Genomic DNA, 26,195 nt, shown 5'->3' on the forward strand with positions numbered 1-26,195 from the left:
TCTTATTTTAATAATTCTTCGGGGATGGGTTTGTCGAGTAGGTTGAGATAATAGAACCTAATTCTTTCTGCTTTATCATGCGGGGCTTTAGTTACACCGAATCCATGTCGGCTTCCTGGATAGATCATCAATTCGAAATGCTTATTTGCGTTCTGTAATTTATCTATTAGCTGAATGGTATTTTGAACATGAACGTTATCATCCATATCGCCATGCATGATCCTGAGCAAGCCTTTATATTTGTCTACATAGGTCAACACTGACCCATTTTTGTAGCCTTCAGGATTCTCTTGTGGTGTATCCATGAAACGCTCCGCATAGTGGGTATCATATAATTCCCAGCTTGTTACCGGTGCTCCTGCGTAACCAAAGTCAAAATCGTCAGCTCCCATAGTTAGCGCCATGCAAGTGATGTAGCCACCGTAGCTATGACCAGTGATTAACAGTTTTTTATTGTCCACCCAGGGCTTAGCCTTCAGCCACCTTGCTGCAGTTGTATAATCTTTGATCTCCCATTTGCCAAGGTTGCGATGCATTAAGGCAACGCCTTCTTTTCCGAACTGACCAGAAGCACGGTGGTCAACTGCAATCTGGATTACCCCTTCATTAGCCCACCATTGATTTCCTGTTCCTTTCCAGGTGTTTGTAACCGTTCCTGCATTTGGGCCACCATAAATACTCATCACAACAGGATAACGTTTGGTTTGATCAAAGTCTGTAGGATAAGTGATTACTGCAGGCAAGTTATAACCGTCATCTGTCGGTATAGTAATCATTTCAGTTTTACCATAGTTATAGGTAGTAAAGTCAGCAGATTTACTATCGCTAAGCTCTTTGATTACTTTACCTTTGTTATCTAACAAAGTCCGTTTTGGAGGGGTCGTCACGTTAGAATAAGTGGAGATGAACTTTGAGCCATCGGGCGACATTTGTATTGAATTGGTATAATCTCCAAAGGTTAATCGCTGGAGATTTTTACCGTTGTAGCCAACGCTATAGAAATCTGTTCTTGTTGAGGCCTCCTTGCGGGCGGTAAAGTATATCACTTTATTTTTCTCGTCGACGTTAACGAGTTTTGATACCTGCCATTTTCCACTGGTAATTGGGTTGATGAGTTTGCCGGCGAGGGAATAAAGGTAGAAATGAGCCCAGCCTGTTCTATCACTTTTAAGAATATAGTGTTTTTTATCTTCCAGATATTCAATTCTTCCGTCGAAGTCCAAATCTACCCATGAGGGTTGCTTTTCATCATAGATTTCTTTCTTAGTACCAGTGGTAGGATTCACCGAATAGAATTTCAGGTTATCTTGTCCGCGGTTCATCCATTGCACCATGAGGTTACTTCCATCAAAGCTCCAGTAAGGTGTGCCGAAATATTGGTCGTCCTTCTCATTGAAATCCGCCCAAGTAACCGTTCCACCCTGAGTTGGAACGAAGCCTACTTTTACTTGAGGATTCGGATCACCTGCTTTTGGATATCTTGTTTTTTCAGTATAACCATGTTGTCCGCTTGCACTAACGATTGGAAACATTGGAACTTTTGTGTCATCAAAACGCATGAAGGCGAGGTGCTTGCTATCTGGTGCCCACCAGAAAGCTTTGTAGTTGGTTGCCCGACCAAGAATCTCTTCAAAGTATACCCAGGATGACCACCCGTTATAAATTACATCGGTGGCATCTGTAGTATATCTCAGCTCTTTCAAGGTTTGCACTTCCACTGCGTAAAGGTCGCTGTTGCGTGTGAAGGCGACATATTTGCCATCAGGAGAAAGTATTGGGTTCTTTTCCTCGTCTTTATTGTCTGTCAGCTTCTTAGGATCTTGAACACCATATTGAATGTATAGGTCGTTGTCTTTGCTGTATACCTTGATATTAACTTTGGGAGGTGGTGTATATGGTGTTTTAGTTCCGATAGTTATGTCTACCGCATACATTTTTTTTGCGCTATCTACTTCTATGTAATGGTTGTCATCGCTCCATCCGGTTATTTCGTTTACTGGCTGAGTCAATGACGGGATGTTGTCGAATATTTGCTGCTTGCTGAGCTTTTTCATCTGCGCCTGTACAGCTGCATTAAGAGAGAGAGACATGGTTAAAAAAATGATAAAAGACTTTTTCATTTATGACTGGTAGTTTTTTATGATTTGGAGAAGAAGGGTGGAAGGTACAAAAAAGGGCGCCTTTTAGCCGCTTGTAGTATAGGACAGCGATCGAAGGCCATTCAATATAACCTGGAGCCAGTATCGTTTTGGATTACAAGATCCAGTTCCAGCCGAACTCATCGGGGATTAACCCATAACGGATATCATTGAGTGTTTTAGCAATTCTAGACGAAATGGTTCTTGTAGACGGATCTGGCAGTGTAAAGATCTTGCCATTGTATCCGATTTCACCAATAGGAGTAACAGTAGCGGCAGTTCCAGCAGCAAAGGCATCTGTTACGCTTCCACTTTCGATTCCGTCTAATATTTCTTTAACACTAACACGTCGCTCTTCTACTTCGATACCAGCTTTTTTTGCGAGGGTAATTATGGTATCTCTTGTCACACCATCTAATACTGTACTTCTCACTGATGGAGTAACCAATTTACCGTCTATTACAAAAATAAGGTTAGCCGTCCCAGCTTCCTCAATGTATTCGTGAGATACTGCATCGGTCCAAATCAATTGATCATAGCCTTCTTTCTGTGCCTCAGCGAAAGGATATAATGAGCGGGCATAGTTGCCTGCGGTTTTTGCGAAACCAACGCCACCTTCGTCAGCACGTGTAAATTCAGTCTCTATCTTTACTTTCAAGGCTTTACTGTAGTAAGGCCCAGTCGGCGTGGTCAATAGTGCAAATGTATACTTGTCAGATGGTCTAACGCCGAGATAAGGGTCAGTCGCAAACATTACTGGACGGATATATAAGGAATACCCATCCTGTGCAGGAACCCATTTTTCATCGATCTTGATCAACGCTGCGATGCCCTGCATAAATATATCACTTGATATCGAAGGCATTGACATTCGGGCGGCAGATCTATTAAACCGTTCATGGTTTTTATTCCCACGAAAAACCCCAATCTTTCCGTTCTCCTGACGATACGCTTTCATACCTTCAAAGATTGCCTGACCGTAATGAAGTGCTGAAATTGCAGGACTCATAGGAATAGGTCCGAAAGGCAAAACTTGCAGGTTACCCCATTTTTCGTTGTCATATTCGGCAAGAAACATGTGGTCTGAAAATACTTTACCAAAAGGTAGTTGAGAAAAATCTGTTCCAGTTAATCTACTTTCTTGTGCCTTTGTTACCTTTATATCTAATGCTTCGTTCATTTTGGTAGTGCTTTGCTGCAAATCTAAGTAAAATTACTTTTATTTAATGCTTCCATGACCCATCCTTTGCCCCATTCCTCCTTCTGCTGGCCCGTCCATAAGAAGGGGTAAAATATCCTCTTTTGGAATCGCGGAGGTAAATATTTCTGCCAGTTGGTGCCGCCAGTTGCAGCTATGTTTACAGGATCACGCTCCAAATATCGAACGGCAGATTTGTAATGAGATAATGGCCATTCCACATTTACATGTAAGTCCAATTTCCTTAATTCAGCTGCCAGTTGAGAAGTGTCTTGTCCTTCCTTTTCCAATCTGTGATACAATGCAGCAAAGTTGTTGTATTGCCTTTTCTTTACAAGTTCTAAAAGTTGGTCTGAGTACTTACTAATAAACTGCTTAAGCGTCAATGTTTGCTTGCCACTTGCCAGTTCTGTTGCACCGAACTTCCAATAGATATTTTCAAATTGTTCCTCGAGCGAAGTATTCTGTAATTCCTCCCTTCTACTTTTATCAACTAACCGAATGAAGTCAGTAGCACAGATTTCTATCATTCTATATTGAGCGGATTGAAAACCACTGGCAGGTAAGAGTGACATTCTAAACTTTAAGAACTGGTCCCGTTCCATTCCGTCTACCATTACGTCAAAGGAGGTGACTAAGGCGTTAAAATAAGTGTTGATTCGTTTCACCCGATTGGTGAAGAATTTTGCTGTAAGTTGCTGATGATTGGCAATCTGTTCGCATTCGAGGAGTGAAAGCTTAAAGTACAGCTCCGTGATCTGATGATACATGATAAAAATCTCTTCATCAGGAAAGGGAGTCTTAGGACTTTGAAGGCTTAATAGGGTGTCTAAATGGATATAATCCCAGTAGGTGAGGAAGTCAGCATAAAGCAAGCCATCTAGGTATGCAGACATATCCTGGCCCATAGCAGCATATTTCTCCTGTAACTTGTCTAATTTTTCTTTGATCTCTGGGGTAAGGTCCATAATTATTGGTTAGTAAAGAACTCTGAATTTGATCGTATGTTCGATCTTTTTCAAAGATTTAAACACTTGATCATCATATTGTGCATTGATATCTGTAATCACATATCCGATAACTGAGTTCGTCATCAGGAATTGCCCTACGATATTGATATCATGGTTAGCGAAAACGGTGTTTACCTGAGCCATGATACCTGGTACATTTTTATGAATGTGAATTAGGCGATGTGACTTGTCAATTCTTGGTAGCTGCAGATTAGGGAAATTATTACTAAGGTATGTAGTTCCTGTGTTCATGAAATCAATCATTCTTTTCGGGATAAAGTTTGCATGTCGGGGATTCTGTTTGAGGTCGTCAAACACCACTATTCCCTTTTGAGTGCATGCAGTAATGTCCAGCTTAGTTTTCGCACTGCCTAGATATCCTATTGTTTTAAGTTTTAAGGCTCTTTCCAATTTCTCTGCTTCGATCTTTTCGCCATCGGCAAGTAGCATCATATGGACATCAGCTACGTACTTTTCTTCAAATGTGGCCTTATGCCTTATAGAGAATCCGTCTCTCTTCAGCATCTCCAGACTTTCGGTAGGCGCATCTCCTATTACCAAGCAAAGAATTCTATTTTTTGGGTATGAAATAGCCCTTGGAAGGTTATTTACATATAGAAATTCATCAAAACTAGGGGTAACGTGATCAGCCTTTTCAACTATGCTGGCCCTTGAAATATTTTCAGTAAAGGCATAGAATTTTTTAATTAGACCACTTTCTCTTAATTGGAAGTCGGAATATCCATCGCCAATACCGTACAAATTACCTTCCAGGTTCATTTGACTAACGAGCTTTACTTTGCCGCCTTCTTCACTTAATGGATTAGCGTGGTCATAATCAATGATATTCCCATCCCCAGTTGTGACAAAGGTATTGGCGTAGATGTTTTCCTTTTTAATATGATACTGACTTACTACAGGTGTAATGAATTCTTTGAAGCCGCCAGAAATGATAAGAACTTCATCAGCATGTGCTTTAAAAAATGCTGCATTTCTGGAGAAAGACGCAGAAACCTTTTTCTTTAACCTGGTAATTAATTGTTTTAGATGGTCTTCATTGGCTTCTAAAAGCTTAACCCTTTGTGCAAGGCTTTCGCTAAAAGACAGCTTTCCTTCCATAGAGAGATTAGTATATTCTTCAATCTTTTGAAATATTGCTTCTTTATCAGGGTGTTTCTTTAGAGATATACGGGCCAGCTCATCTAACGCCTCTACTTGCGTAAATGTGCTATCGAAATCAATGATGTAATAATTTTTTTGGTTCATTTTAAATGTGTTTTTAACGCCTCACAGGTTTCCTTTATGGATTGCTTTAGGGGTTTAAATTGTATTCCGGTTGTGAGTTTGATTTTTTCGTTGTCATAAAGGCTTTCATTTATACTGCTCTTAGCTGCGTCATGGGTTAGCGCTGGAGTCTTAGATGTGAAAAAGGAAGCTACTTTTGCTGCTCTCCATGCAATGCTTAACATCCATGGTGTAGCTTCTTTTGAGGGGGGCTTAACCCCAAAGCCATCAGCAATTTCTCTGAAGAATTCTTCATAGTAATAATTCTCTGCTGAAATGGTGAAACGGTTTGATTGCTCTGCACTCTCCATAAGCGCGATCATACTTTTTGCAACGTCTGCAACATCCACGATTCCGGTAGCACCTCGTGTGTAATAGGAAAGCCCTTCTTTGACCAATTCAAATATTGCCCCGCTACCGGAAAAACCTGAATTGGCGCCTATGATTACCGAGGGATTAACGATTACAGCATCCAGCCCCTCTGCAATACCTCGCCAAACTTCCATCTCTCCTTCATATTTTGAAATGGCGTAGCTATGAGCCTTCGCATCATATTCCCAAAAATCCTTTTCAGTAATAAGTTGGCCTTTTTTAGCATTACCAAGTGCTGCTACAGAACTGACGTGAAGGAGTCTTGCTTGATTTGATAAACATAAATTTACAATGTTGCTTGTCCCTTCAATGTTTGTCTTGAGCAGCTTTTTTTTATCTTTGGGATTGAAAGATACAAATGCCGCACAATGATAAACCTGGTGAATTCCTTCAAAGCTATCTTCCAGAGTGGCAAGATCCAGGATGTCGGCAATATACCATTCTATATTTGTATTGTTTTTCAGTAGCGCCGGTATAGCAGATTGCGCACGCTTAAGGGCACGTACTTCTTTGCCCTGGTTGGTTAGCTGATGAACTAATTCTGATCCTAAAAATCCTGTAGCCCCTGTAATTAATATCATTTCATTTTTTTTAGGGCTGTTTATCAAAAATATGAGCTCAAAAATAGATATTTGAGGCCATACATTTAAGTGCTATATGTCTTTATCCGATTTTTTTTCGCCGGTAAACCTTGAAAAATTTACGCCTAAAGCGGGTTTCTACACCAGCCAGTTAGGTTTGAAGGCTACCTTTTTTCAAGATAGTTTTCCGGATCTTGGAGAAGATAAATACGATATGGCTATAGTAGGAGTTCAAGACGACAGGGCTGCAGTTAACAATGAAGGATGTGCTTTAGCTCCTGATTATTTTAGAGAACAATTCTATACTTTACATGAGGGGCCTTATTTTACCAGATTGGTTGATTTGGGTAATATTAGAGCGGGCGCATCTATTTCTGATACGTATGTGGCATTGAAAATGGTGGTTTCTGAACTTGTTAAATTAAACATCGTTCCGGTAATTATTGGTGGCGGACAAGACCTTACTTACGCACAATATCTTGCTTACGAGTTGCTGGAGCAAAAAGTAGATCTGGTGGTTATTGATAGTAAGTTTGATTTAGATGAAGAAGATCAAGATGGATTATCTGCTAAATCTGACACTTATCTAAACAAGATCCTTTTACATCAGCCCAATTACTTATTTAATTTTAGCAACATTGGTTATCAAACCTATTTTGTAAATCAGGACAGTCTTAAGGTCATGAGTAAGTTGTATTTCGACGTGCATAGGCTTGGAGAATTTAGCGACGACATGGCTTTAGCTGAACCGATTGTGCGCAATGCGAACATGATCAGTTTTGATATTGGTTCCATACGTTCATCAGATGCGGGAGCCAACGCTAATTCCAGTCCCAACGGTTTCTATGGCGAACAAGCTTGTCGAATTTCACGTTATGCAGGAATGAGTGATAAATTAACTTCAATTGGGTTTTATGAATTCAACCCTGCTTTTGATCAGAATGGGCAGACAGCTATGTTGCTAGCACAAATTGTTTGGTACTTCATGGACGGCTTTTACAATCGTAAGAAAGATTTTCCACTCACTCCAAAATCTCAATACCTCATTTACAGAGCAAGTTTAAATGATGGATCTGGGGAGATGTTGTTTGTAAAAAGCAAGAAGTCTGATCGCTGGTGGATGCAGGTTCCTTATCCAACAGGGGTATCCAAAAATGAGCGGTTTCACCTGGTGCCTTGCCGCTATGAAGACTATACCACAGCAGTAACGGGTGAAATGCCTGATTTATGGTGGAGAACGTTTCAAAAACTACTATAATTTTACACTTATCCTTTATCTTTAAATCGTTAACTAGTTATATTTGATTTTTACTACGTATGTAGTAGTTATAAGTTATACTCTAGTATTGAAAATATATGAAAAGGATTGTTTTTATTGCGATGTGCCTACTGCCCATTGCCTCATTTGCGCAAAAGGAATTTACTTTGCAAGGAAAAGTAGGCTCTCTAAATGCTCCTGCCAAAGCTTATTTAAGTTATAGATCGGGTACAGAACAAGTTCTTGATTCTACTGTTCTAAAAAATGGAGAATTTACTTTTAGTGGTAATGTTACCTCTCCAACGTCTGCAACGATTAGAATCAAACATGATGCAGTTCCTGCTAATCCGGAAAAGAGAATGGCAATTGACGCATTGGCATTTTATCTTGAAAATACAGCTATTACTGTTTCATCGGCTGATTCCATTAAGAATGCTAAGATCAAAGGATCTTGGGTGAATTGGGACAGCCAAAGACTTAAAGAAAGTTTGATGCCCTACACCCTTCAGATGAATGCTTTAAACATAGAGTACATGAGTAAGAGTCTGGAGGAGAGAAAAGACAAAGCATTTATGGATGGTTTGAATGCTCGCGCCGAAGCAATTAGTAGTAAGATGACTGATGTAAACCGTAAATTTGCATTTAACAATACGCAGTATTATATCGGCTTAGTAGCATTTAGGAACTATATGGGGTATGATATTGATGCGGTTAAACTGACTCCTGAGTTTGAGCGTTTTGCCCCAAATGTTAAGAATAGTGTATTAGGAAAAACCATTGCAGGTCAGCTTAAGGCAGCCAATATAAGTGGAGTTGGTCAGATGGCTATAGATTTCATACAAAATGATGTGAATGATAAGCCGGTGAGGCTATCTGATTTCAAAGGCAAATATGTTTTGCTTGATTTCTGGGCTTCGTGGTGCGGACCATGCAGGGCAGAAAATCCGAACGTAGTTGCCGCCTACAAAACTTATAAGGACAAAAATTTCACCGTGTTGGGTGTTTCCTTGGATCAACCGGGTAAGAAAGAATCATGGTTGCAAGCTATCGAAAAGGATGGTTTGACATGGACACACGTGTCGGATTTAAAATTCTGGGACAATGCGGTAGCTAAACAATATGGTATCCAGGCTATACCTGCCAATTATCTGATTGATCCCACTGGAAAGATTGTCGCTAAAAACATTAGGGGTGAGGAGCTACAAAAGAAATTAGCAGATCTTTTAAATAGGGGTACTAAGTAACGAGCAAAATCACCGTTCTCTTCATCCGCTGGAATGTTTGCCCTTGAAGGAGGGCAAACATTCCAAGGCGTCTTCTGAGAAGATAATTTTGCTTTTGGAATCGGCTTCGAGCGGTTTCCTCGTTAATTTCTTGTTATTTCTACTCTTCTATTTATGATTCTACCAGCTTCAGTCTTATTGTCTTCAATTGGTTTGGACTCTCCGTTACCGTTAATTGTAAAATTACTTCCAGCTAGGCCACCGTTAACGAGGTAGGTTTTTACAGAGTTTGCACGGTCTACAGAAAGAGACATGTTACGCTCTGCTGAACCTTCTGCTGAAGAGTTACCATTTAAAGCAAACTTCGCAGTTGGCTCTTTCTTTATTTCCGCAATCACTTTATCTAAAATTGCGTAGGAGGAAGTTTTTAGAACATCCGAGTTAAACTCGAACTGTACATTTTTGAAGTTAAAGTTCGGTTTTTCTATAGGCGTTGGTTCTTCTACTTTTTGAACTGGAGGAGTTTCAGGTTGTTTAGTCACTACTTGCGTCTCTTTAACTGTGGGTGCTGGTACAGGTTTAGCAGCTAGTTTTTTTGTCTTACAGGAAAAGAGCGAGATGCTCAATAGCCCGAATAATACAGGAAGTAAGATACTTTTTGTTAATTTCATTTGTGTTGTTTGTTTAAATTTAATTATTTGCAATCATAAAATGTTTAGCCATATTTCGCGCCATAAATGTTGTAACATTGTGATTATATAACGAAGCTAAGTATGTTTTCTTACGTCTTGGATCTTTAGTTATATCCTCAAGAGTATAAACTCTCAATTCCATCATATTCTTCGAAATTAATATTTATTCTCACGAAGTTATTACAAACGCTTTTTTTTGAATAATTATTCCTAGGTTTAAAAAGCCGAATAATAAACTAATGATCAGATTTCTAATAATATGCATTACCGCCCTTTACTCAAATGTTGCGACAGCTCAAAGTTCCATTCTTGCCAGGGAGTCCATATTGAAGAACATGAAAAAGGTCGGAGCCTGGCAGATCAATGAATTTAAAGAGGGTAAAGTGAAAATTCCTAAGACAAACTGGGAAAATGGAGCCCTTTATGCTGGTATGATGGCGCTGAAAAGTGTTGATAATGACAAAGTATATTATGATTTTCTGTACGGCATTGGTGAGAGCAATCGTTGGGACATGGGCCGGAACCGACTTTTCGCCGATGACTATTGCGTTGCTCAGCTGTATACGCAGCTTTATTTGGAGTATAAAGATCCAAAAATGATCAATAAATGGGTCGCTCTTGCGGATACTATAGTTGCCCATCAATTTAATGAGCCTTTAAAAGTAGTTCCGAATATCAACCTACGAGAGTGGGCTTGGTGTGATGCCTTATTTATGGGCCCACCATCGCTAGCCTATTTGTCTACTGCAAAAAAAGACTTAAAATATTTGAAGAAGGCAGATACACTTTGGTGGAAGACTTCAGCATATCTCTATGATAAAAAGGCCCATTTGTACTATCGCGATAGTCGCTTTTTTGATAGGAGAGAAAACAATGGAGCAAATGTATTTTGGTCACGTGGAAATGGCTGGGTAATGGGTGGGCTCGTCCGCATGATGAATAACATGCCTAAAAACTTCCCTAATAGAAAGAAGTTTGAAAGCCAGTTTGTTGAGATGGCAGAGAAAGTGGCTAGCTTGCAACAGGAAGACGGTAGTTGGCATGCTTCCTTACTTGATCCGGCAAGTTACAGTGAAAAGGAAACGAGCGGGACTGGCTTTTTCTGCTATGCAATGACTTGGGGAATACGTAAGGGGTTGCTGCCTAAGAAAAAATATTTACCAATTATAGAAAAGGCCTGGATGGCATTAAGCACTTCAGTTCATCCCAACGGGAAGCTAGGCTATGTACAAAAAGTAGGAGATCAGCCTGGGGCTGCCGGTTACGATAGCACCAACGTTTATGGGGTAGGTGCATTCTTGCTCGCAGGTAGCGAATTGTATCAATTGAATAAAAAATAAATCAGTTTATGTCATCACTCAGAATATCGAAAGCACTTTTATTTTGTGTCACAGTTTGTAGCAGTTTAACACCCTCCAATGCTCATGCTCAAATTTCAGCAAAGCCGATCTTGGAACCAACCGTTAAAGAAAGAATTCATCCAGTACGAATTGTCTGGAAAAGCGAAATTGGAGATCGCATTTCAAATGCCGAGAGTTTGTTGAAAAAGGGTAATGGCCAAGCTGATTTGAATTCAGGCAACCTTTGTGTTCTAAAAAGCGATAAAGACACTAAGCCGGGCATTTTATTGGATTTTGGGAAAGAGCTTCATGGCGGAATTCAACTGGTTACTGGCATATGGCCAGGAAATAAGCCGGTTCGTGTTAGAATAAGACTGGGCGAGTCCGTAAGTGAGGCCATGTCTGACGTGAATTCTTCAAGTGCTACAAATGACCATGCGCTTCGTGATTTTGTGACTGCCTTACCATGGCTTGGAAAGCTTGAGTTTGGAAACTCAGGGTTCAGGTTTGCTAGAATTGATATAGTGGATACTAACGCCACGGTAATTTTGAAAGAGGTTAACGCCATGGCGGTATATCGGGATATTCCTTATTTGGGATCCTTTAACAGCAGTGACACGTTATTAAATAAGATCTGGCAAACGGGAGCTTATACGGTTCACCTGAACATGCAGGATTATCTTTGGGACGGTGTTAAACGTGATAGGTTAGTTTGGGTGGGTGATATGCATCCAGAAGTCACCACAATCAATGCCGTATTCGGTTATAACGAAGTGGTTGCGAAGAGTCTTGACCTTTCACGTGACATCACACCTTTACCCCAGTGGATGAATGGAATCAGTGCATACTCAATGTGGTGGATAATTATCCACCGTGATCTTTATAAAAACAATGGTAACCTCGCTTATTTAAAAGAACAAAAAGATTACATGGTCAAATTGCTAGATCTACTGGTGACCAAAATAGGCGATGACAATACAGAAAATCTCGAAGGCAAGTTTCTGGACTGGCCATCGAGCGAAAATAAGCCAGCGATTCATGCGGGATTACAGGCTTTGATGGTGATGTCGTTGAATGCGGGAGCCGAAATGTGTGTGGTATTAAAGGAAGACGCTGCGGCGGCTAAATATCGAGCGGCTGTGGAACGCCTGAAGAAAAATATTCCTGATATTAATGGGTCAAAACAAGCCGCGGCATTGTATTCACTTGCCGGGCTGATGTCTAACGAAAGTGCCAACAAGGTATTGTTGGATGGTCGCGCTAAAAATTTCTCTACTTTTTACGGATACTATATGCTTCAAGCGATGGCTAAGGGAGGCAATTACCAACAGGCCATGGATGTGATCCGTACTTATTGGGGAGCAATGCTGAAGCTTGGCGCGACTACGTTCTGGGAAGATTTCAATATGGATTGGCTGCCAAATGCTGCAGGTATTGATCAGCTTGTCCCGGCAGGAATGAAGGACATTCACGGGGATTTCGGTGCCTACTGTTACATCGGCTTCCGACATAGTTTAGCGCATGGTTGGGCATCCGGACCAACACCATGGTTAACAGAACATGTGCTGGGAATCTCAGTTGTAGAAGCTGGTGGTAAAGCAATCAGAGTTGTTCCACATTTGGGAGATTTGAAGTTTGCTGAAGGAGCCTTCCCCACAAAATATGGAATAGTTAGGGTAAAGCATACAAAGCTCGCCAACGGAAAGGTGCAGTCTGACATTACTGCGCCAAAGGAAGTTCGTATTATTAAAAATTAAATTATGGAAAATGCTCTCATTGTGTCGAGCAGGAAATTTATATATAGTTCGAAATGATCCGAATTATTATCTCAAAATTATTGGGGCTGAAGGATTGCAACTCTATGGTGTAGCTGATAAGGTCTTCGGTTTTGTGATCACCAAACGAGTAAATTGATAAATTAGAAGCTAATTATGAAACATGTTCTCCGATTTGCAGCTTTGATTCTAATCTTGATGTTTAGCAGCTCAGGATTATTTGCACAAAAAACCAGTTATGATGATGTTTTCGAGCGGATAGATTTGCTAGCTGCCGATCAGAAAGCCAAACCTGCCCTTGAACTGATAAACGGGCTGAATATGAGAGCCAGGAAGGAGGGAAATACTGTCATGGTAATCAAGGCTGTGATGTATCGGCGGCTTTTTCAGACCTATCTTGATGGGAATGACATTGTCAGTCAAATCAATTTGCTTCGTCAGGATATTCAAGTTGCCAAACAGCCCGAAAAAAGCATTTTGCAGTCTTTGTTGGCCGAAACGTATTGGAATTACCTTTCTCGAAATAATTATAAAATTAGTCTGCGAACTGAAGTAGATGGTGACGTTGGGAATGACGTGCAGACTTGGTCAATCCGAAAGTTATTGTCGGAAGTAACCGGCCTTTACATGAGTTCACTATCTGAAGTTACGTTACTTCAAAATTCACCCATAAGCAACTTTGAGGAGGTGTTGATAGGTGATAAGTCTACACGGTATTTACGACCAACACTCTATGATTTTTTAGCTAATAGTGCCTTGCCTATTTTCAGGGATTCGAGGCTAAATATTTTGAGTAGTTTGCCAGAAGACGAGGTGAAGTCTGCAAACAGAGCCAAAGGGATTTTCGAAAATATCATAAATTATCACCAAAAAAACGGTAACAAAGCGGCGTACTGTGATGCAGAACTGGCACGTTTGAAGTATTTTCATAAAGATGCAAACGGGTTTCTGGAGAATCGTCCTTATTATAATTCCCTCAATGAGCTTCTAAAAAGATCTGAAGGCACCGAAATTTATTCAGATGTTTTGTACGAGATCGCCCTGCTTTATCGAAATGATAAAGTGGAAATGGATAAGGGTGTGAATAATTTGAAGGTAGCTGTTGAACTTGCAGGAAAAGCGATAAAGGCTTATCCTAAAGGGTCTGGTGCTAGCAGCGCTCAGTTCTTATTGACGCAAATAAGAGGCCTGCAGCTAAGCCTTAAAATAAGGGGATTTGTTGCGCCTGGACAAATTATAGATGTTTTGTATAACTATAAAAATATGGACTCGCTGTATCTCAGTGTATATCGTTTAACTTCCTTAGAAGCAGCTGTTTTAAATTTGGGAATAGTCACAAATTACACTCAGTTCTTGAAGCGGGTTACTCCTATGCGTAGTTGGAGCAGATTAACACCATTGTCTGATGACCACCGCGGACATTACTTATCGGATACTATTGGAGGTCTTCCAGTTGGTGAATACATTTTAATTGTTCAAAACAAACCCATTCTTGATACCCTTAATGAAGGAATTATTAACAGATTCATAAAATTTAAGGTTAGTGGACTGGTTGTTAGTAAACGCACGTTATCGAAAAATAGAACCGAATATAGGGTTTTAGAGTCCGTAGGCGGTCTGCCTGTAAAAGGTGTTAAAATCGAGAAGCTCCCGAATACAAAAGTTAAAAACGGCGACAAGTCCCTCGCAATTTTCACGGACTCTGATGGTTTCGCAAGTGCCAGCAATTTTTCTCAACGTGAAGATGAAGTATTGGTGACCTTGGATGGAGATTCTACTTATTTAGATATAAAAACGTTTTATGGTAATAGTAGTGAAGAAGAGGAGGAGACAAAGATTATTCTGTTTACTGACCGGCCCATCTACCGACCTGGTCAAACTATATTCTATAAAGGAATCGTATTAAAGGAAAAAGACCATAAAAGTTCGATCACAGTATCCGAAAAAGTTTCACTAATCTTCAAAGATGTAAATAATGATGATCTGAGCACAAAGGAGCATATTTCCAATGAATACGGATCCTTTCATGGGTCTTTTATCATTCCAACCGGCAAGTTAAACGGCACAATGAAAATACTCACAGACTTCGGTTCTGTAAATGTACGTGTAGAAGAGTATAAAAGGCCGACTTTTGAAGTGAAATTCAAAAACACGGGGCAAGAGTATCTATATAATGATACCGTAAGAGTCAACGGTGTCGCGACAAACTATGCTGGTTATGCAATAGCAAATGTAACAGTAAAATATAAGGTAAATTGGGGCAGTCGTAGTATAGCTATTGGAAGCACAAACACTGATGGGGCTGGTAATTTTAAAGTGGCATTTTTCCCTTTAAGTAAGGATGAGATTGGCAATGGCTATAGTGAATACAATGTTTCGGTAGAGGTGATCGACCTATCGGGGGAAACCAGGATGGCGAATAAATATTTGCAGGTCAATAAGAAGGGACTTTCTTTTGGTGTGCCCAATGATTCAAAAGAAATTTTTCTTGAAAAGCCGCGGGAGACAACCCTTTATGTTCACACAAACAGCGGCAATGCCGTTAAAGCAGAAGTACAGATAAAGTGGCTGAAGTTGGAACCGCCCCGCAATCTCGAAAGAGATTCCCTGCGTTGGGAATACCGCAGTTCGGATAATGTGGATAATTGGAAAGCAACAAGTTTAGCATTCGAACAGAATATTACAACAATGGATGGGGAGATCCGATTCACAATTAAAAAGGGCCATCTAAAGCCTGGGTATTATCGAAGGATCGTTACGGCAGTCAGTGAAGCCTTAGATACCGGGGTTTATACAAGGGTTTACCGTGTCTTTGATGAAAAACCAGATTATATACTGGTCCGATCAGAGTGGGTGGTCTTGCAAAATGAAAAGCTAACCCTTGGTGAAGATGCCATGTTCAGGGTAGCTGGTTTTAGGGATGGTACAAATGTCTACTATGAAGTTACGGCTAAACAAAAAGTTGTAGAACATGGCTGGGTCAAAGCATCTCCAATACAGACTATTTTAAAAGTACCTGTTAAGGAGAGTTATGGCGATGTTTTTAATGTTGCCTTTATGATGGTGCAGGATGGGGAGTGGCACCAGTGGCAAAGCAAAGTGTATGTAGCCGATCCATCAAAAGAGCTAGACGTTAAATTTCTAAGCTTTAGAGACAAGCTGCAACCAGGGGAAAAGGATAATTGGAAGTTGAGAATAACAAACATGGCAGGTGAAAAGAAGATGGTGGAACTGGCCGCAACATTGTACGATGCTTCTTTAGATATGTTGAATCCAATGGATTATAGATTTTACAATAATAGGGGTAGCACTAATGTTAAGAGTTGGAAGGTAGATATTAATACTGAGGGAGATTTGGGTGGTGTATATTTTTTAAACCGCAGTAACACACCAAATATTCTTTTTAAAGTATATGAACGACTTAATACGTATAGTTATTCCAATTATGCCGATGGAATTTTCAGTTTCGCTAATTTCTTAGAAGGCGTTAAAGTTGAAGTGCTTAAGCGCTCCTTGAAAAAAGCCTTGGAGCAAGTAAAGGTATTCAAGAATACAGGTAAATTCTATGGGTTGGTTAAGGATGATTTAGGTTACGGAATTCCTTATGTCAAAATCATGGTTAATTATAAATTGGCGGGAAGTACTGATCAATTTGGCGTATATGCTATCAATGCAAACGCTGGAGATCAGGTAACTTTTACTTCAGCAGGTTTTGCGACTCAGACGATAAATGTTGTTAAGTTGGAAAGGCATGACATAGTACTAAAAGAGATCATAAATAGTTTAGGCGAGGTGGTAATTAGGGGCTATGTCAAAAGAACGAGAGAAGTTACCACCGGGTCGACCTTCATTGTTTCGGGAAAGGAAGTTGTAGACGTCCCTGTAGGAAATGTGGAACAACTTCTGCAGGGAAAAGTTGCAGGTTTAAATATACAAAATTCCTATACTGATGGTTTTCCTAACAGGATCGACCCAGGTAATCCCGGGTCTTTAGGGCGCATTATACCTAGAAGCAATTTTTCTGAAAGTGCTTTCTTTTATCCGCAATTGCGAACCAATTCAGCCGGCGAAATAGATATAGAATTTACCATTCCAGAGTCTTTAACGCGTTACAAGATGATGGGCTTCGCGCATACTAAAGCATTTGAAACCTTATACTTCAGTAGAGAATTGATTACACAAAAACAGTTTGCCATCTCTGCTAATGCGCCAAGGTTCTTTAGGGAACGAGATACCATTGTACTTGCTGCCAAGCTAAATAATATGTCTGGTAAAATGCTTAGAGGAAAGGCTTATTTGGAACTGCGTGACGCAGTGACCGGAAATGTGATTAGCATCTTTGCACCAAAAACCCAAGCTACACAGAATTTTGAGTTGAGTGATAAAAATAATTTCGTGCTCAACTGGCCCTTGATTATTCCTGTTGGAGTCAGTGCTATTACCTATAAAGTTGTTGCAGAATCTGGGAAGTATAGTGATGGGGAAGAAAGCACGGTTCCTGTGTTGACCAATTCAATATTGGTTACGGAGGCCATTCCGTTGAACGTTCGGGGGAACACGAGTAAAACCTTTACACTGGATAAACTTTTGCAGTCCGGGAATTCAACAACTATCCTCAATCAAAGTTTGACACTAGAGTTCACTGATAATCCAATTTGGTACGCCATTCAAGCACTGCCTTATCTAATGGAATATCCCTACGAATGCGCCGAACAGACGATGAGTAGGTTTTATGCAAATAGTTTTGCGACGGGTATCTTGAACAGTTCTCCGAAGATTAAAGCGGTATTTGAAGTGTGGCAAAAGTCTGAAAGCAATTTGTTAAGTTCTAATTTGGAAAAGAACGCGCAATTGAAAGCCTTGCTTCTGGAAGAAACACCCTGGGTTAGGAATGCTGGAGATGAAGGAGAACGGAAAAAGCGTCTTGGGGTTTTGTTCAACTTAAATAGAATGAGCTCAGAGTTGAAAGCCAACTTCGAAAAACTAACGAGCCTGCAAAATGCAGACGGATCATTTTCATGGTTTAAGGGGATGGTGCAAGATCGTTACATCACCCAGCAGATTGTGTTGAACATGTCGCAATTGAAGTATTTGAAGTTGATAGATGAGGAAACCTATCCAGCATTTAGTGGTATGCTAAACAAGGCATTGATCTATCTCGATGGCCAATTTAGTGCGGATTTCACGACAAAGAGTCCCTTCAAAGGCTTCTACTCGATGCCGCTTCATTATTTGTATGCCAGAAGTTACAGTAAACAGATCAACGAAGTAAAGGTATTCAGGGATGCTTTAAATGAAAGTATGCGACAGGTAACCGCCAACTGGTTAAAAATGAGTACTTACGAACAAGGATTAGCTGCACTAGTACTGCATAGAAATGGCAGACACTTGGAGGCGATGAAAATTGTTAATTCTTTAAAAGAGCGCATACAACAGAGCGAGGAACTAGGAATGTTCTGGCCCGATAACCGATTAGGCTGGTGGTGGTATCAGAGTCCGGTCGAAGCACAGGCATTGATGATCGAAGTCTTTGATGAGGTAGCAAATGATGCTGTAGCTGTAGAAGAAATGAAAATATGGTTGTTGAAGAATAAACAAGCCAATGACTGGCGGACTACTAAAGCGACCACCGCCGCGTGTTATGCATTACTGATGCGGGGATCCGATTTAGTAAATGAATCCGCAGCACCAGAGATCACAATTGGCGGCAAAACTACCGCACAACTCGGGCTAGCAACTCCGGTTGAAGAAGCCGGAACCGGATATCAGAAAATCATAGTTGAGGGACCAAAAGTTAAGCCTGAGATGGGAAGCATTTCGATCAAGAACAATAACAAGTCCATCGCTTGGGGCGGGCTTTACTGGCAGTATTTCGAACAAGCTGATAAAGTCACAAACTCAGGAACTGGTATAACTATTAAAAAAGAGTTGTTTTTGCAGACTGAAACCGTTAGGGGACCTTTACTAACCAGACTGAGCTCAAGTAATATTCTGAAAATGGGAGACCTGCTCAAAGTCAGAATAGAGATTCTTTGCGACAGGCCAATGGAGTATTTGCATTTGAAAGATATGCGCTCTGCTGGGTTTGAACCTATAAATGTGATTTCTCAGTATAAATATCAGGATGGACTTGGGTATTATGAAAGTACTAAAGATGCTTCCAGCAACTTCTTCATCGGGTATATGCCGAAAGGGATTTATGTGTTCGAATATCCACTGAGGGTAAACATTTCAGGTAACTTTTCAAACGGAGTAACCAGCCTTCAAAGTATGTATGCACCAGAGTACATTACGCATTCTGAGGGACTGAGGATGACTGTGAAATAAAACAAACCGTTAGGTGATTTGTTAATAATTATGATGCAAATTGATACAATTTTTGGCTACCATTTGCCACATTTACTTCAAAATTTGATTATTGGAGCTTTAGCGATCCTGCTGGGACTTCTCGCTAAAGTATTGGTGAGAGCAGTCTTTAATTTATTAGCTAAATTCTGGCCCCTACACCTCATTCATTCTACCATTAAATACCTTGGCGGTCCTATTACGTCCTTCCTTCCCCTCGTGTTTGTGAATGGCAGCCTGGACTACATGAAGATGGATGATGTATATTTTAACGGACTGAACAAAGCCATTGAAATCGCATTAATCATCAATTTTGCAATTATATTAGTACGAATCATGAAGATCATGGAGGAGCAGCTTCACCTTCATTTCGATCTGAATAAGGAAGATAATTTAAGAGAGAGAAAGGTTCGAACACAACTTCAGTTTGTGCGTAAATTTTTAGTTTCAGTAATCATCATCATAGCCATGTCGGTGGTGCTTTTGAGTTTCGAAAGCATGCGGAAGATTGGAACAGGGCTACTCACAGGTGTAGGAATTGGGGGTATCATTATCGGTTTTGCCGCACAGAAGTCGCTGGGGAATTTACTGGCAGGATTTCAAATTGCTTTTACACAGCCCATCCGTATCGATGATGTTTTAATTGTAGAGGGGGAATGGGGTCGCGTCGAAGAAATCACATTGACCTATGTTGTATTGAATATTTGGGATCAGAGGCGCTTGATTCTTCCCATAACATACTTCATCGAGAAGCCCTTTCAGAATTGGACACGCGGATCTTCAGAGTTACTTGGAACCGTATTTCTGTACCTGGACTACGATACGCCCATTCAGCCACTAAGAGAGAAGCTAACGGAAATACTTAGCTCCAGTCCGTTGTGGGACAAAAGGGTTAACGTGGTGCAGATTACGGATACCAAACAAGGCAGCATAGAAGTCAGATTTCTAATAAGCGCACGAAATTCTTCTCAGGCATTCGATTTGCGCTGTATTGTCCGAGAAGAAATGATCTCTTACATACGCGATTATTTTCCTGAGGCTCTGCCTAAGAACAGAGTAACTTTGAAAGGAGAGGATGCTTAGTCTTATTAAATCCTATATATTTGCTTCATGAATATCTTAATTTTAGGATCAGGGGGCAGAGAGAGCGCTTTTGCATGGAAAATTGCACAATCTGACTTGTGTTCACAGCTGTTTATCGCTCCTGGAAATGGAGGCACAGGTGCTTTCGGAAAGAATGTAAACCTCAATCCAAATAACTTCGAGGCGGTTAAAGCACTCGTTTTAAAGGAGAACATTGAGATGGTCGTTGTTGGTCCTGAAGAACCTTTAGTAAATGGTATTCATGATTTCTTTTTGGCTGATGCAGCATTGGCCCAGATTCATGTGATCGGACCAAAAAAGGAAGGCGCAATTTTGGAGGGAAGCAAAGATTTCTCTAAACAATTTATGGTCCGCCATGGCATTCCTGCTCCAGTTTCTCAATCTTTCACCACTGAAACCTTACAGCAAGGATTGGACTATTTAAATAGCCACATTCTACCCATAGTGCTCAAAGCTGATGGCCTCGCTGCAGGTAAAGGAGTTGTCATTTGTGAAACTGTTGCTGAGGCTCAAGAAGAATTGAAACTCATGCTTGGAGGAAAGTTTGGTAACGCCGGTTCGCTGGTTGTTATTGAGGAATACTTAACAGGAATAGAACTCTCAGTTTTCGTATTAACAGATGGCCAAAATTATTTGATTCTTCCAGAAGCAAAAGATTATAAAAAGATTGGTCAGGGAGATAGTGGACTTAACACTGGTGGAATGGGTTCAGTCTCTCCGGTTCCATTTGCCGATGAGAAATTTTTAAACGAGGTAGAACATAGCATCATCATTCCCACGATTGAAGGATTAAAAAAGGATGGTATTGATTATACCGGGTTTATCTTCTTTGGTCTGTTCAAAGTAGGAGACAACCCGCTTATCATCGAATACAACTGCCGTATGGGTGATCCCGAAACAGAAAGCGTAATTCCAAGGATAGAGAACGATCTGGTAGAATTATTTCAAGCAGTAGCGGATAAGAAGCTCATGGATTACCAGTTGAACGTAAGCGAAAAGACTGCGGCCACAGTAATGATAGTAGCCGGGGGTTATCCGGGAGACTACGAAAAGGGTAAGGCGATAACAGGTATAGATAATATCAGGAAGTCTACCGCTTTCCATGCCGGCACATCGTTGGAAGGCGGCGTTGTGAAGACTAATGGAGGTCGGGTGATTGCTATCACCAGCTTGCAGGACACCCAGTTCGAAGCTTTGCAGAGTGCGACCGCCGATGCTGCAAGAATATATTTTGACGGTAAATATTTTAGAGAAGACATTGGCTTTGACCTTATTTAAAACACACATGAAAAAAATCACTATCGCGCTGACCTTTATGGTCCTAATCGTTTCCCAGGCATTTTCTGCCTCAAAAGATCTTTATCAGATCAAAATCTATCATTTGAAAAATGCAGAGCAAGAGCTTGTAGTAGAAAGCTATTTGGAAAAAGCTTATCTACCGGCACTTCACCGCGCAGGTATTTCGAAAGCTGGTGTATTTAAAAACATTAAATCTCCCTCGGCAGATAAAAAGGATGAATTACTTATCTACGTACTTGTTCCATACAAATCTGCAGACGACATAGTGAAAACAGAGCTAAAGCTGGATAAGGACAAAATTTATAATGAAGTAGGCGCTGGTTACTTAAATGCTGCTTATAATATGGTTCCTTACGATCGAATCGAAACGATCTTGATTAATGCTTTCGAAATGAGCCCGCGCTTCAATCTTTCTGCTGTTACTGCATCCAAAGCTGAGCGTGTTTACGAACTTAGAAGTTATGAAGGGCCTACAGAGAAGCTATATAAAAGCAAGGTCAAGATGTTTAATACTGGTGACGAAATCGGTCTTTTCAAACGTCTGGGTTTTAACGCTGTTTTTTATGGATCTGTAATAGCAGGATCAAGAATGCCTAATTTAATGTACATGACAACCTTTGCAAATAAAGCGGACAGGGACAAGCATTGGGATGCTTTTGTCAACGATAGCCAATGGAAAACATTGTCGGCAATGGAAGAATACAAGAACACGGTATCCAAAAGCACGATTACTTTTTTGTATCCTACAGACTACTCTGATATCTAGCAGAGGTCTTTTTACTGGCTCAGATTTCTATATATAAAAGATTACAGGTAGATTTGCGCCTTAGATGAGACACATAGTAACTTTATCCCTCGTATTTTTCAGCCTTACGCAATTGGCAAGGGCGGAGCGTGTTGAAGGGTTAAGGATCTTAAACAGACAGTACTGCGATAAACAGCTAACCAGTTCTGTTACTACTTGTTTCAGTCAGAGTAACCCTGATGATCCAAGGTATCCCTTCTTTTTGTCTTACAGTGAGTTGACCTCAATTGGCGTTGCTCCACAGCAATCAGAGCAAGGATATCGTGTCTACAATCAAAATATCGCTGATCTTACTGTAAAAGAAACACCAAAAAACAACAGTCCTTAGCGCTGATTTGATCAAAGTATGCAAGTATGCATCAGACAACTAATATTCTGGTTCTTCGGTCGGAGTAGACAGTTGCCGTAATTACTGTTTTTCACATAATAATACATTAAATACAAAATATAGAACATGTTAGGATTTTTAACCAAGATTTTTGGAAGCAAATCAGAAAGAGATATTAAGGTTATCCAGCCTATAGTCACGAAAATAAATGAAGAGTACGCTAAGTTGTCTTTGCTTAGCAATGATGAGCTGCGCAATAAAACGGTATACTTTAAAGAAGTTATAGCGAAAGCTTTGACTGAAATCGATGGTAAAATTAGCGGATTAAAAGCTGATGGAGACAATCAAGAATTGGCCTTGGCAGAGAAGACCGCTATTTACGATCAGATCGATGTGTTGATAAAAGACCGCGACAAGGAATTAGAAATGGTATTATCGGAGATTTTGCCTGAAGCCTTTGCTGTGGTAAAAGAGACATCAAGACGTTTCACTGAGAACGAGTTCTTAACAGTAACAGCATCTCAGTTTGATAGAGACTATGCTGCCAGAAAAGGAAATGTGACGATCAAAGGCGATGAGGCGCAGTGGGCAAACAGATGGGACGCCGCCGGAACTGAGGTGCTTTGGAACATGATTCATTATGATGTACAATTAATTGGGGGTATCGTGTTGCATAATGGTAAGATTGCAGAGATGGCTACAGGTGAAGGTAAGACACTTGTAAGTACATTGCCTGCTTACTTGAATGCCCTTGCCGGACAAGGGGTTCACATTGTAACAGTGAATGATTACCTGGCACGACGTGACTCTGAGTGGAATGGTCCATTGTTTGAATTCCACGGATTGAAAGTTGATTGTATCGATAGGCATGAGCCGAACTCACAGGAAAGAAGAGATGCTTACCTTGCTGATATTACTTATGGAACAAATAACGAGTTTGGATTTGATTACCTAAGGGATAACATGTCGCAAACACCAGATCAACTAGTTCAGCGCAAGCTGCACTTTGCGATGGTGGATGAGGTCGATTCAGTTTTGATTGATGATGCACGTACTCCATTGATCATTTCAGGTCCTATTCCTTTTGGAGATCAGCATGAATTCCATGAGCTTAAACCGCGTATTGAAAGGCTTGTTTCTGCCCAAAGGGAATATGTGACCCGAGCCTTAAATGAAGCTAAGAAATTAATGAATGATGGTAAATCCGGAACTGAGGAAGGAGAAGGTGGCTTAGCATTATTGCGTGCGCATCGTGGTTTACCGAAAAACAAAGCCCTGATCAAATTCTTAAGTGAGGGTGGTAATAAACAAACGTTGTTGAAAACTGAAAACCATTATATGGCAGATCAGTCCAAGAATATGCCCAAAGTTGATGGCGAATTGTTCTTCTATATCGACGAGAAAAATAACCAGGTTGAACTTACCGAAAAAGGTATTGAGCTGATCACCAAGTCTGGCGAAGATGCGAATTTCTTCGTGTTGCCAGATGTAGGCACTTCAATTGCGGAAATTGAGAAATCTGATTTGAGTAGCGAAGATAAGATTGCTCAAAAGGATGCTTTGATGCGTGATTACTCTATCAAAGCAGAAAGAATTCATTCTGTAAACCAATTACTCAAAGCATATACGTTATTTGAGATCGATGTAGAATATATCATTGATGAAGGCAAGATCAAGATCGTAGATGAGCAAACAGGTCGTATCATGGATGGCCGTCGTTATTCTGATGGGTTACACCAGGCGATTGAAGCGAAAGAGAACGTGAAAGTAGAAGATGCTTCACAGACTTATGCTACAGTTACTTTGCAAAACTTTTTCCGTATGTACCACAAGCTTTGTGGTATGACGGGTACTGCAACTACTGAAGCTGGCGAATTCTGGTCTATCTATAAATTAGATGTTGTGGAGATTCCAACGAATCGTGTCATTTCCAGATCAGATCACCAGGATTATGTGTATAGAACTGTACGTGAAAAATACAATGCAGTTGCAGAGGAGATCGTTAAGTTGACAGAAGCAGGCCGACCAGTGTTGGTAGGTACTACGTCTGTAGAGATTTCTGAACTGCTAAGCCGCATGCTTAAACTCAGGGGCATCAAGCACAACGTGCTGAATGCTAAGATGCACCAGAAAGAGGCTGATATTGTTGCCGAAGCTGGTCAACCAGGACAGGTTACTATAGCCACTAACATGGCCGGTCGTGGTACGGATATCAAGTTAGGCGCTGGCGTCAAAGAAGTTGGCGGTTTAGCTATAGTAGGTACAGAGCGCCATGAGTCTCGTCGCGTCGACAGACAGTTACGTGGTCGTGCTGGTCGTCAGGGTGACCCTGGTTCATCTCAATTCTTTGTTTCATTAGAGGATAATTTGATGAGGTTGTTTGGTTCTGAGAGAATCTCTAACGTAATGGTAAGAATGGGTATTGAGGATGGAGAAGTGATCCAGCATTCAATGATTACCAAATCCATTGAGCGTGCGCAAAAGAAAGTAGAAGAGAACAACTTTGGTATTCGTAAACGCTTATTGGAGTATGATGACGTGATGAACTCACAGCGTTCGGTTATCTACTCAAAACGCAAAAATGCATTATTTGGTGAGCGTCTTGACGTAGACATGAGCAATATGGCATTTGACGTTGCTGAGGATATCGTTACAGAATATAAAGAAGCAGGAAATTATGAAGGCTTTAAGCTGGAAGTTATCAAAAACTTCTCTGCAGATACAACCATAGATGAAGCTGAATTTGCCTCAAGAAATATACATACCCTAACAGACAAATTGTTTGATGAGGTCACTGCATTTTATGCAAGAAAATCTGATGCAATCATAAATCAGGCGATGCCAGTTTTGGTACAAGTATATGATGAAAGAGGTGAGCAGATAGAGCAGATCCTGGTTCCTTTTACTGATGGTATCAGAAGCGTTCAGGTTCCTGTGGGGTTAAAGAAAGCAATTGAAAATAAAGGAAGAGAAATCACTAAATCTTTCGAAAAAACAATTGTACTAGCGCTAATTGATGAAACTTGGAAGGAACACTTGCGTGAGATGGATGATTTGAAACAGTCGGTTCAGAATGCGGTATATGAGCAAAAAGACCCCTTGATTATCTATAAAATGGAGGCTTTTAATTTGTTTAAGAACATGTTGAATGCAGTTAACAAAGAGGTGGTAAGTTTCTTATTTAAAGGAGGTATTCCGGTAGAAACAGATCCTGGAGATGTAAGAGAAGCTCAGGCTCCACGTCCTCCTGCTAACAGACTCAGAACTTCAAAGCCAGAATTCGCGCAGTCTACCAGTACGGGTATACCTGAATTGGAAGATACCCGTGAGCCGGTTCCTCAGCAGCCAGTTCGTAAAGAAGTTACTATTGGAAGAAATGAACCTTGTCCTTGTGGAAGTGGTAAGAAATATAAAAACTGCCATGGTGCAGGTCTGTAAATCGT

The 26,195-nt window shown here is 40.5% G+C and carries 16 protein-coding genes; 10 read left to right on the forward strand and 6 right to left on the reverse strand.

The genetic code is table 11. From position 1 onward, the window contains the following. Nucleotides 1-2: 2 nt before the first annotated feature. From ACHFIZ_RS09225 to ACHFIZ_RS09245, 5 genes are all read right to left on the reverse strand, one after another. Nucleotides 3-2,120, reverse strand: a complete 2,118-nt coding sequence (locus ACHFIZ_RS09225) for a DPP IV N-terminal domain-containing protein (RefSeq protein WP_410885072.1) — start codon at nucleotides 2,118-2,120, stop codon at nucleotides 3-5. Between the two features lie 133 nt (nucleotides 2,121-2,253). Next, nucleotides 2,254-3,318: a branched-chain amino acid aminotransferase gene (locus ACHFIZ_RS09230; protein WP_410885074.1), complete on the reverse strand. Its 1,065-nt coding sequence runs from the start codon at nucleotides 3,316-3,318 to the stop codon at nucleotides 2,254-2,256. 23 nt (nucleotides 3,319-3,341) lie between these two features. Next, the gene (locus ACHFIZ_RS09235; protein WP_410885075.1) at nucleotides 3,342-4,304 is read right to left on the reverse strand and encodes a tryptophan 2,3-dioxygenase family protein; all 963 of its coding nucleotides are present in this window, start codon (nucleotides 4,302-4,304) and stop codon (nucleotides 3,342-3,344) included. Nucleotides 4,305-4,313: 9 nt separating this feature from the next. After that, nucleotides 4,314-5,612 (reverse strand): HAD-IB family phosphatase, encoded by a 1,299-nt coding sequence (locus ACHFIZ_RS09240; RefSeq protein ID WP_410885077.1) that lies wholly within the window; start codon nucleotides 5,610-5,612, stop codon nucleotides 4,314-4,316. Further along, on the reverse strand, nucleotides 5,609-6,583 hold the full coding sequence (locus ACHFIZ_RS09245; protein WP_410885079.1) for an NAD-dependent epimerase/dehydratase family protein: 975 nt from the start codon (nucleotides 6,581-6,583) through the stop codon (nucleotides 5,609-5,611). The genes ACHFIZ_RS09240 and ACHFIZ_RS09245 overlap by 4 nt, the downstream gene beginning before the upstream one ends. 76 nt (nucleotides 6,584-6,659) lie before the next feature. On the opposite strand from ACHFIZ_RS09245, the gene ACHFIZ_RS09250 reads away from it, so the two are divergent. Beyond that, nucleotides 6,660-7,841 (forward strand): formimidoylglutamase, encoded by a 1,182-nt coding sequence (locus tag ACHFIZ_RS09250; RefSeq protein WP_410885081.1) that lies wholly within the window; start codon nucleotides 6,660-6,662, stop codon nucleotides 7,839-7,841. A gap of 98 nt (nucleotides 7,842-7,939) precedes the next feature. Then, nucleotides 7,940-9,085 (forward strand): redoxin domain-containing protein, encoded by a 1,146-nt coding sequence (locus tag ACHFIZ_RS09255; protein ID WP_410885083.1) that lies wholly within the window; start codon nucleotides 7,940-7,942, stop codon nucleotides 9,083-9,085. A 122-nt stretch (nucleotides 9,086-9,207) separates the two neighbouring features. Here ACHFIZ_RS09255 and ACHFIZ_RS09260 read toward each other — a convergent pair whose 3' ends face one another. After that, nucleotides 9,208-9,735 carry an OmpA family protein gene (locus tag ACHFIZ_RS09260; protein WP_410885085.1) on the reverse strand — a complete coding sequence of 176 codons (528 nt, stop codon included), beginning with the start codon at nucleotides 9,733-9,735 and terminating at the stop codon, nucleotides 9,208-9,210. 260 nt (nucleotides 9,736-9,995) lie between these two features. Here ACHFIZ_RS09260 and ACHFIZ_RS09265 point away from each other — a divergent pair, with 260 nt between their 5' ends. From ACHFIZ_RS09265 to secA, 8 genes are all read left to right on the forward strand, one after another. Then, nucleotides 9,996-11,096 (forward strand): glycoside hydrolase family 105 protein, encoded by a 1,101-nt coding sequence (locus ACHFIZ_RS09265; RefSeq protein ID WP_410885087.1) that lies wholly within the window; start codon nucleotides 9,996-9,998, stop codon nucleotides 11,094-11,096. 8 nt (nucleotides 11,097-11,104) lie between these two features. Next, nucleotides 11,105-12,853, forward strand: coding sequence for an alpha-L-rhamnosidase (locus tag ACHFIZ_RS09270; protein WP_410885089.1), 1,749 nt, complete (start codon nucleotides 11,105-11,107; stop codon nucleotides 12,851-12,853). 174 nt (nucleotides 12,854-13,027) lie between these two features. Beyond that, nucleotides 13,028-19,198: an MG2 domain-containing protein gene (locus ACHFIZ_RS09275; protein ID WP_410885091.1), complete on the forward strand. Its 6,171-nt coding sequence runs from the start codon at nucleotides 13,028-13,030 to the stop codon at nucleotides 19,196-19,198. Between the two features lie 30 nt (nucleotides 19,199-19,228). After that, nucleotides 19,229-20,299 carry a mechanosensitive ion channel family protein gene (locus ACHFIZ_RS09280; RefSeq protein WP_410885092.1) on the forward strand — a complete coding sequence of 357 codons (1,071 nt, stop codon included), beginning with the start codon at nucleotides 19,229-19,231 and terminating at the stop codon, nucleotides 20,297-20,299. 27 nt (nucleotides 20,300-20,326) lie between these two features. After that, nucleotides 20,327-21,598 (forward strand): phosphoribosylamine--glycine ligase, encoded by a 1,272-nt coding sequence (purD, locus tag ACHFIZ_RS09285; protein ID WP_410885093.1) that lies wholly within the window; start codon nucleotides 20,327-20,329, stop codon nucleotides 21,596-21,598. Between the two features lie 7 nt (nucleotides 21,599-21,605). Beyond that, on the forward strand, nucleotides 21,606-22,385 hold the full coding sequence (locus ACHFIZ_RS09290; protein WP_410885095.1) for an NIPSNAP family protein: 780 nt from the start codon (nucleotides 21,606-21,608) through the stop codon (nucleotides 22,383-22,385). A gap of 64 nt (nucleotides 22,386-22,449) precedes the next feature. Continuing rightward, nucleotides 22,450-22,752: a hypothetical protein gene (locus ACHFIZ_RS09295; protein WP_410885096.1), complete on the forward strand. Its 303-nt coding sequence runs from the start codon at nucleotides 22,450-22,452 to the stop codon at nucleotides 22,750-22,752. Nucleotides 22,753-22,878: 126 nt separating this feature from the next. Further along, nucleotides 22,879-26,190, forward strand: coding sequence for a preprotein translocase subunit SecA (secA, locus tag ACHFIZ_RS09300; protein WP_410885098.1), 3,312 nt, complete (start codon nucleotides 22,879-22,881; stop codon nucleotides 26,188-26,190). Nucleotides 26,191-26,195 lie beyond the last annotated feature (5 nt).

It is taken from the genome of Pedobacter sp. JCM 36344 (assembly GCF_046546555.1).
In the GTDB taxonomy this organism is placed as follows: Bacteria; Bacteroidota; Bacteroidia; order Sphingobacteriales; family Sphingobacteriaceae; genus Pedobacter.

Excerpts from the sequence above, each read along its gene's own strand:
- ACHFIZ_RS09250 (WP_410885081.1), top strand. The coding sequence starts at position 6,660 with ATGTCTTTATCCGATTTTTTTTCGCCGGTAAACCTTGAAAAATTTACG.
- ACHFIZ_RS09255 (WP_410885083.1), top strand. The coding sequence starts at position 7,940 with ATGAAAAGGATTGTTTTTATTGCGATGTGCCTACTGCCCATTGCCTCA.
- ACHFIZ_RS09230 (WP_410885074.1), bottom strand. The coding sequence starts at position 3,318 with ATGAACGAAGCATTAGATATAAAGGTAACAAAGGCACAAGAAAGTAGA.
- ACHFIZ_RS09245 (WP_410885079.1), bottom strand. The coding sequence starts at position 6,583 with ATGATATTAATTACAGGGGCTACAGGATTTTTAGGATCAGAATTAGTT.
- ACHFIZ_RS09225 (WP_410885072.1), bottom strand. The coding sequence starts at position 2,120 with ATGAAAAAGTCTTTTATCATTTTTTTAACCATGTCTCTCTCTCTTAAT.
- ACHFIZ_RS09280 (WP_410885092.1), top strand. The coding sequence starts at position 19,229 with ATGATGCAAATTGATACAATTTTTGGCTACCATTTGCCACATTTACTT.
- purD (WP_410885093.1), top strand. The coding sequence starts at position 20,327 with ATGAATATCTTAATTTTAGGATCAGGGGGCAGAGAGAGCGCTTTTGCA.
- ACHFIZ_RS09295 (WP_410885096.1), top strand. The coding sequence starts at position 22,450 with ATGAGACACATAGTAACTTTATCCCTCGTATTTTTCAGCCTTACGCAA.
- ACHFIZ_RS09265 (WP_410885087.1), top strand. The coding sequence starts at position 9,996 with ATGATCAGATTTCTAATAATATGCATTACCGCCCTTTACTCAAATGTT.
- ACHFIZ_RS09260 (WP_410885085.1), bottom strand. The coding sequence starts at position 9,735 with ATGAAATTAACAAAAAGTATCTTACTTCCTGTATTATTCGGGCTATTG.
- secA (WP_410885098.1), top strand. The coding sequence starts at position 22,879 with ATGTTAGGATTTTTAACCAAGATTTTTGGAAGCAAATCAGAAAGAGAT.
- ACHFIZ_RS09270 (WP_410885089.1), top strand. The coding sequence starts at position 11,105 with ATGTCATCACTCAGAATATCGAAAGCACTTTTATTTTGTGTCACAGTT.
- ACHFIZ_RS09275 (WP_410885091.1), top strand. The coding sequence starts at position 13,028 with ATGAAACATGTTCTCCGATTTGCAGCTTTGATTCTAATCTTGATGTTT.
- ACHFIZ_RS09290 (WP_410885095.1), top strand. The coding sequence starts at position 21,606 with ATGAAAAAAATCACTATCGCGCTGACCTTTATGGTCCTAATCGTTTCC.
- ACHFIZ_RS09240 (WP_410885077.1), bottom strand. The coding sequence starts at position 5,612 with ATGAACCAAAAAAATTATTACATCATTGATTTCGATAGCACATTTACG.
- ACHFIZ_RS09235 (WP_410885075.1), bottom strand. The coding sequence starts at position 4,304 with ATGGACCTTACCCCAGAGATCAAAGAAAAATTAGACAAGTTACAGGAG.